Origin of the sequence: Parvibaculum sp. (assembly GCF_035511255.1) — a bacterium.
Classification (GTDB): Bacteria; Pseudomonadota; Alphaproteobacteria; order Parvibaculales; family Parvibaculaceae; genus Parvibaculum.
The window spans coordinates 1-6,363 of record NZ_DATKFR010000487.1 but is presented as its reverse complement, the minus strand read 5'-3'; the positions used below and the strand labels follow the sequence as shown (position 1 = coordinate 6,363).

Genomic DNA, 6,363 nt, shown 5'->3' with positions numbered 1-6,363 from the left:
TAAGGCATCGTGCCGCCATCGGCGATCTGGGCCGGCGTACTTTGCCAGAGACCGCAGGGCTGCTCCAGACAGGCGATGACGCTGTCATAGGCGAGCGTCTTGATCGCCGGATCGACGAGATCGAGGTAGTCGAGCCCCGTCAGATCGGCTTTGAAAAAATCGAAAAAGCCCGAACCGACAAGTCGCAGCGGCAGGGACGGGCCATGCCGATCGGGCTCGATGATCGCGAGCCACCGCGCGAATCTGGCAAAGCGCTTGAGATCGATTCCGCTGCGATCGGGAATGTCGGCGCCGGCGCGGGCCCCTTCCCAGGCTTCCTCGAAAGCGATGCTTTCTTCCGAGCGCATGATGGAGTTATCCGGCTTGTCGACTGTCTTTCTGAAGGCCGAAAAGAACATGGGCGCCCATCCGCATGAAATCCACCCGATCCTAGGGCCCGTTCCTAAACGAAAAATGAAAACGTCACCGACGCGGCATCAGCACCCAGTAATCGAGATCGAGAATGACGCCCTCGGCATAGCCCTTTTCGAGTGCACCAGGGAAATTCGCGCAAGGCAGATCTTTCGTTGCAATGGTGCGAAGCCGTAGCGCGCCAACATCATCGCGGCCTTCGAGCGACGCCTTGTCGAGCACTTCCGACCAGGCAAAAATCGTATTGCCCGCGAAACAGGGGGCGACATGCCGCCCGCCGTTGATCGCGGCGACCAGCATCGCATTGCCGAGCCCGTTGAAGCTGAGCGCGCGGGCGAGCGAAATCACATGCCCGCCATAGATGAGGCGGCGGCCGAACCGGCCCTGACCTTCCGTGAACTGATTGAAATGCACCTTGGCCGTGTTCTGGTAGAGGCGCGTCGCCATCATGTGCTCGGCTTCTTCGATCGTCACGCCGTCGACATGATCGATCTTCTCGCCCACCTCATAATCGTCCCAGAGATGCGGCGAGCCGGAGGCGACGGTATCGAAGCCTTTGAAGCTCACGCCCAGGGGCGCAAAGAGGCTCTTCGGATCGACGACGGCGCCGAGAGTGGGCACCTCGGTTTGCGGCGCGGGCGAAGTCTTGTCGCGCTTGCGCACCATCACCCAGCGCACGTAATCGATGACGATCTCGTCCTTCTGGTTGCGGCCGGTCGAGCGCACATAGACGACGCCGGTCGCACCGTCGGAATTCTCCTTGAGGCCGATGACCTTCGAAATGGTCGAGAGCGTATCGCCCGGAAAGACCGGCCGATGGAAGCGGCAATCGGCATAGCCGAGATTGGCGACCGCATTGAGCGAGACATCGGGCACCGTCTTGCCGAAGACGATATGGAAGGCGAGAAGATCGTCGATGGGCGATTGCGGATAACCGGCCTTCCGCCCCACCTCGTCCGACGACTGGAGCGAAAAGCGCGATCCGAACAGCGCCTGATAGAGCGCCCGGTCGCCCTCGCTCACGGTGCGCGGCGTCGCGTGGGTAAGCACCTGCCCGACCTTGAAGTCCTCGAAGAAGTTTCCGGCATTGGTCTTTGTCATTCCAGCTCTCAATCCTTGCGCATACCGTCGAGGGCGATTCCGAGGGCAAGTCCGATACCGATCCCGAAGCCGATACCGGTTCCCATATCCTCCAGCACGACACCGAAGACGGCGCCGATCCCTGTGCCGACCGCGATCCCGGCGGCCATGTTTCCATAGGTCATGAGACCTCCTCTCAGGACGCCGCCTCGAGCTCCGCGATGGCATCGGCGATGGCGACGGTGCGTTTCGCGATTTCGGCATGGAGAATTTCGACCATGCGGCCATCGACCTTGAGCACACCCTTGCCCTTGTTCTCGGGCAATTCGAAAGCCTCGATGGTCTTGCGCGCGAAGGCAACCGTGTCGGGATCGGGCGAGAAGATCGTGTTGCAGGGGGCGACCTGCGAGGGATGGATCAGCGTCTTGCCGTCGAAGCCCATGTCGCGGCCTTGTTCGCATATGGCGGCGAAGCCCTCTTCGTTCTTGATATCGTTATAGACGCCGTCCAGCGCGACGATGCCATAGGCGCGCGCCGCGATAATGGAAAGGCCCAAAGACGTCAGCATCGGAATGCGGTCGGCGGTATGCGCGGCGCGGAGTTCCTTTGCGATATCGTTGGTGCCCATCACCCAGACCGACATGCGCGAGTGCGGCTCCTGCGCTTTCGCCGCGATCGACTGGATGTTGAGGATCGCGAGCGGCGTCTCGATCATGCACCAGAGCCGGAGTTTCGGATCGGCGCCGGCCTGCATGAGCGCCGTCTCGGCGCGCGCCACGTCCTCCGCCGAATTGATCTTCGGCACGAGGATCGCGTCGGGTTTCGCGGCAACCGCGGCCTTGATGTCGTCGATGCCCCAGGGCGTGTCGAGGCCGTTCACACGAATGACGATTTCGCGTTTGCCATAACCGCCCTGTGTGACCGCATGAACCACTTGCGCGCGCGCCTCTTCCTTCGCGTCCGGCGCTACGGCATCCTCCAGATCGAGGATCAGCGCATCGGCGGGAATCTCGCGTGCCTTCTCCATTGCCCGGGCATTGGATCCGGGCATGTAGAGCACGCTGCGGCGTGGGCGGGCGGTCACATCGGTCATTGATCTCTCCAGCGTCTAAACCCTCTCGCGAGAGCGAAGCGGACACTATAAACCTTGGGCGGAACTGTGAAGCGGTTTCAGGGGAGCCGGGGGGCTCGGGTCATGAGGAGCAGGAATGGCGACGATCCTTTCCATCTCGAGCCAGGTCATCTATGGCGCGGTCGGCAATTCGGCGGCGGCCTTTGCGATGGAGCGGCTCGGCCATGAGGTCTGGGAGGTGCCGACGGTGCTCCTCGCCCATCATCCGGGCTACGGCAAGGTCGAAGGCGGCCCTCTCGACGCAGAGTTGATCGCGAGCCTCGTCCGCGCGCTGGACGAGCGCGGCTGGCTGAAACGCTGCGACGCGGTGATTTCGGGCTATCTCGCCGAGGCGCGTCAGGCGGACGCCGTCGCCGACGCGGTCGAGCGCGTGAAGGCGGCCAACCCCGATGCCCTTTATCTGTGCGATCCGATCATTGGCGATGAAACCGGCGCCTATGTGAGCCCTGACATCGAGGCGGCCCAGGCCGAACTCGTGCGGCAGGCGGACATCATAACCCCCAACTGGTTCGAGTTCTCCCGTCTGGTGGGCGAGGCGCCCGCCGACGCTCGGACCGCCATTCCGCTCGCCCGAACGCTTGGGCCGAAGATCGTCGCGATCACCTCGGCGCCCGCGCCGGAGCGGCGCATCTCCTGTCTCGCGGTGGAGGCCAAGCGTGGCTATCGCGCGGAAACCGCTCGGCACATGCCCGCGAATGGCGACGCCGTTCCGAAGGGCACCGGCGATCTCTTTGCTGCGGTTTTTCTCGCGCGTCTGCTCACCGGTGTCGCCATGCCGCAGGCGCTGGCCCGCGCCGCGGCATCGGCGGCGGCCCTCGTCAAATCGAGCGTCGAGGCCGGCCGCGCCGAACTCGCCCTCGCCCGCGATCAGGGCATGATCTGGGATCCGGGCCTGCTGCCGAATATCGAGATCATCAACAGCTAGCTCGCGAGCGCCCGCGCCGGCATCACGACGCGCGTATGGGGCATGCGGATGGTGATGGCCGTGCCGCGTCCACGTTCCGACTCGATCGCCAGTGTCGCGCCGTGCATGCGCGCGAGTGCCCGCGTCAGCGGCAGACCGAGGCCGGTGCCTTCGGCAGAATAGACGGCACTGTCCGAGGCGATCTGTCGGAACGGTTCGAGTGCCAGTGGAATATCGGCGGCGGCGATGCCGACGCCCGTGTCGCGGACGCTGAGCGCGAGACGATTATCCGGTTCGAGCGCGGCGGAGAGATCGATCCGCCCGCCCGAAGGCGTGAACTTCACGGCGTTCGAAACGAGATTCAGGATCATCTGGCGCAGCGCACGCTTGTCGGCGACGAGCAGCGGCAAGCCAGGCGCGATCGAGACCGCGAAATCGAGGCCCGCATCCTCCGCACGGTGCCGCATCATCCGCTCGCAACCCGCCAGCACTTCGGAGAGATCGAGTTCTTCCTCATAGAGGTCGTAGCGGTTCGCCTCAATCTTGGAAAGGTCGAGAATGTCGTTGATGAGACTGAGGAGATGGCTCGACGACTTGTGGATGTCGCCGATGTAATCCCTGTAGCGTTCGTTCTCGACCGGCCCGAAAAGCTGCATGTTGATGACTTCGGAAAAGCCGATGATCGCATTGAGCGGCGTCCGGAGTTCGTGGCTCATATTGGCCAGAAACTGCGACTTCGAGGCGTTGGCGAGCTCGGCCGCATCGCGCGCCTCGCGCAGCTCTTTCGCGGTGCGTTCGCGCGCATCGACCTCGCGATTGAATTTCTTCAGCACCAGATTGTAGCGCTTGGCGATTTCGCCGGCCTCGGTGAAAGGTTCGACCGGAACGGGCTTCGAGAAGTCGCCGAGCTTGGCCTGCGCCTCCATCGCCCCCAGAACGTCGAGCAGCGCCGTCGACGCGCCATGCTCCGCAACATTGAGACCGATATGCTCATCTTCCTGCGACACCCGCAACGGCAGAAAACGATTGATGACGCTGAGAATCAGATAGGCCGATCCGAAGGCGAAAATGCCGGCCGCCGCAACTCCAAGCGCCTGTACACCGAGTTGCGTCAGCCTGTCGTGACCTGAGGCAAAGAGATTGGCATCGCCGAAAAGCGCCACCGCCAGCGTCCCCCAGATGCCGGCCGCGAGATGGACCGGCACCGCATCGACGGCATCGTCGATTTCCAGATGCGCGAGCAATAGCGACGTCCCGTAGCAGATCATGCCGCCCATCGCGCCGATGAAGACGGCCGCCGGCATATTGACGATGTGGCAATTGGCCGTAATCGCGACGAGGCCGGCGAGAATGCCGTTGAGCGTACCCCCGGCATCGGGAAGGCCCGTTCGCATCCAGCTGAGCATGGTGACCGCAAAGCCGCCGGCCGCCGCCGCGAGCATCGTATGCACGAGAACGAAAGGCACCGTGTCGTTGAGCGCCAGCGTCGAACCGCCGTTGAAGCCGAACCAGCCGATCCAGAGCAGGAACATGCCGAGCGCCGCCATCGGCATGTCATGGCCTTCGATATGGCCTCCCCCCGGCCCGAAGCGCCCGATGCGCGGTCCCATCACGAGGATCGCCGCGAGCGAGATCCAGCCGCCCACGCTGTGCACCACCGTCGAGCCGGCGAAGTCGATGAAGCCGAGCCTTTCGAGCCAGCCCGCCGCCTCGCCGTTGAGCAGCCCGCCCCAGGCCCAGTGCCCGAAGACCGGATAGATCAATGTGGAGAGTACGGCCGCCGTGATGATGTAGCCGCGGAAGCTCATGCGCTCGGCAACCGCGCCAGAGACGATTGTCGTCGATGTCGAGCAGAAGGCGAGCTGAAAGAAGAAGAAGACGGTCGCCCAGACCGCGCCATCGCTCGCCTCTCCGCGAAACGCAAAGCCGGACATGCCGATCAGGCCCGACTGGCTCGCGCCGAACATCAACGCGAAGCCGAGCGCCCAGAAGCCGAGGCCGGCGATGCAAAAATCGATGACGTTCTTCACCGCGACGTTGATGGAATTCTTTGCCCGCACCATTCCGGATTCAAGACAGGCAAAGCCGGCCTGCATCAGAAGAACCAGAACGGTGCAGATCAACACCCAGAGCGTATCGACGGAATGTGCGGCCCCACTCACCACCTTCGGTCCCCAACTACAATTGCCGTTTTTGGATGGTGCGTCGCAAAAGTTAAGATTACTCCCAACACGGAGTGCTTGAGATCCGATGCCTGATACCCGTATCGAATAAAAGCCCCGGCTGACGGAACAGCCGGGGCTCTTTTGCACCACAATTAGTCAATTTGCCTAATCAGGCGGCTTTCTTCAAAAAGCGCGAACCGAGAATTTCCGCAATCTGAACCGCGTTGAGCGCCGCGCCCTTACGGAGATTGTCGGAGACAACCCAGATTGCGAGACCGTTGTCGACGGTCGGATCGGTGCGGATGCGACTGATATAGGTCGCGTAGTCGCCGACGCATTCGAGCGGCGTGACATATCCACCATCCTCGCGCTTGTCGACGACGAGGCAACCCGGCGCCTCGCGCAGGATTTCGCGCGCCTCTTCATCCGAAATCGGATTCTCGAATTCGATGTTGATCGCCTCGGAATGGCCGACGAAAACCGGCACGCGCACGCAGGTCGCCGTGACCTTGATCTTCGGATCGAGAATCTTCTTGGTCTCGACCACCATCTTCCATTCTTCCTTCGTGTAGCCATCCTCCATGAAGACGTCGATATGGGGAATGACGTTGAAGGCGATCTGCTTGGTGAACTTGTGCTTCTCGACCGGATCGTTGACATAGATCGCCCGC

Annotated in this window: 7 protein-coding genes; 1 reads left to right on the top strand and 6 read right to left on the bottom strand. The window is 62.6% G+C overall.

Features of this window, described 5'->3' with window-relative positions; all coding sequences use genetic code 11:
* The 4 genes from VMR03_RS18160 to VMR03_RS18145 form a co-directional block, all read right to left on the bottom strand.
* Positions 1-398, bottom strand: a 398-nt coding sequence (locus VMR03_RS18160; protein ID WP_325407740.1) for a PAS domain-containing protein, incomplete at its 3' end; no start/stop codon positions are given.
* Between the two features lie 64 nt (positions 399-462).
* Positions 463-1,512, bottom strand: a complete 1,050-nt coding sequence (locus tag VMR03_RS18155) for a MaoC family dehydratase (RefSeq protein ID WP_325407738.1) — start codon at positions 1,510-1,512, stop codon at positions 463-465.
* 8 nt (positions 1,513-1,520) lie between these two features.
* Positions 1,521-1,676, bottom strand: coding sequence for a hypothetical protein (locus VMR03_RS18150; RefSeq protein ID WP_325407736.1), 156 nt, complete (start codon positions 1,674-1,676; stop codon positions 1,521-1,523).
* A gap of 11 nt (positions 1,677-1,687) precedes the next feature.
* Positions 1,688-2,584 (bottom strand): CoA ester lyase, encoded by an 897-nt coding sequence (locus VMR03_RS18145; RefSeq protein WP_325407734.1) that lies wholly within the window; start codon positions 2,582-2,584, stop codon positions 1,688-1,690.
* A 115-nt stretch (positions 2,585-2,699) separates the two neighbouring features.
* Here VMR03_RS18145 and pdxY point away from each other — a divergent pair, with 115 nt between their 5' ends.
* Complete coding sequence (pdxY, locus tag VMR03_RS18140) at positions 2,700-3,548, top strand: pyridoxal kinase (RefSeq protein ID WP_325407732.1); 849 nt, start codon at positions 2,700-2,702, stop codon at positions 3,546-3,548.
* On the opposite strand, the gene amt is transcribed toward pdxY, so the two are convergent.
* Together amt and VMR03_RS18130 are read right to left on the bottom strand one after the other, a co-directional pair.
* Positions 3,545-5,689, bottom strand: a complete 2,145-nt coding sequence (amt, locus tag VMR03_RS18135) for an ammonium transporter (protein ID WP_325407730.1) — start codon at positions 5,687-5,689, stop codon at positions 3,545-3,547. The two genes, pdxY and amt, sit on opposite strands and share 4 nt — an antisense overlap.
* Before the next feature lie 172 nt (positions 5,690-5,861).
* A partial coding sequence (locus VMR03_RS18130) for an aspartate-semialdehyde dehydrogenase (RefSeq protein ID WP_325407728.1) occupies positions 5,862-6,363 on the bottom strand: 502 nt, incomplete at its 5' end.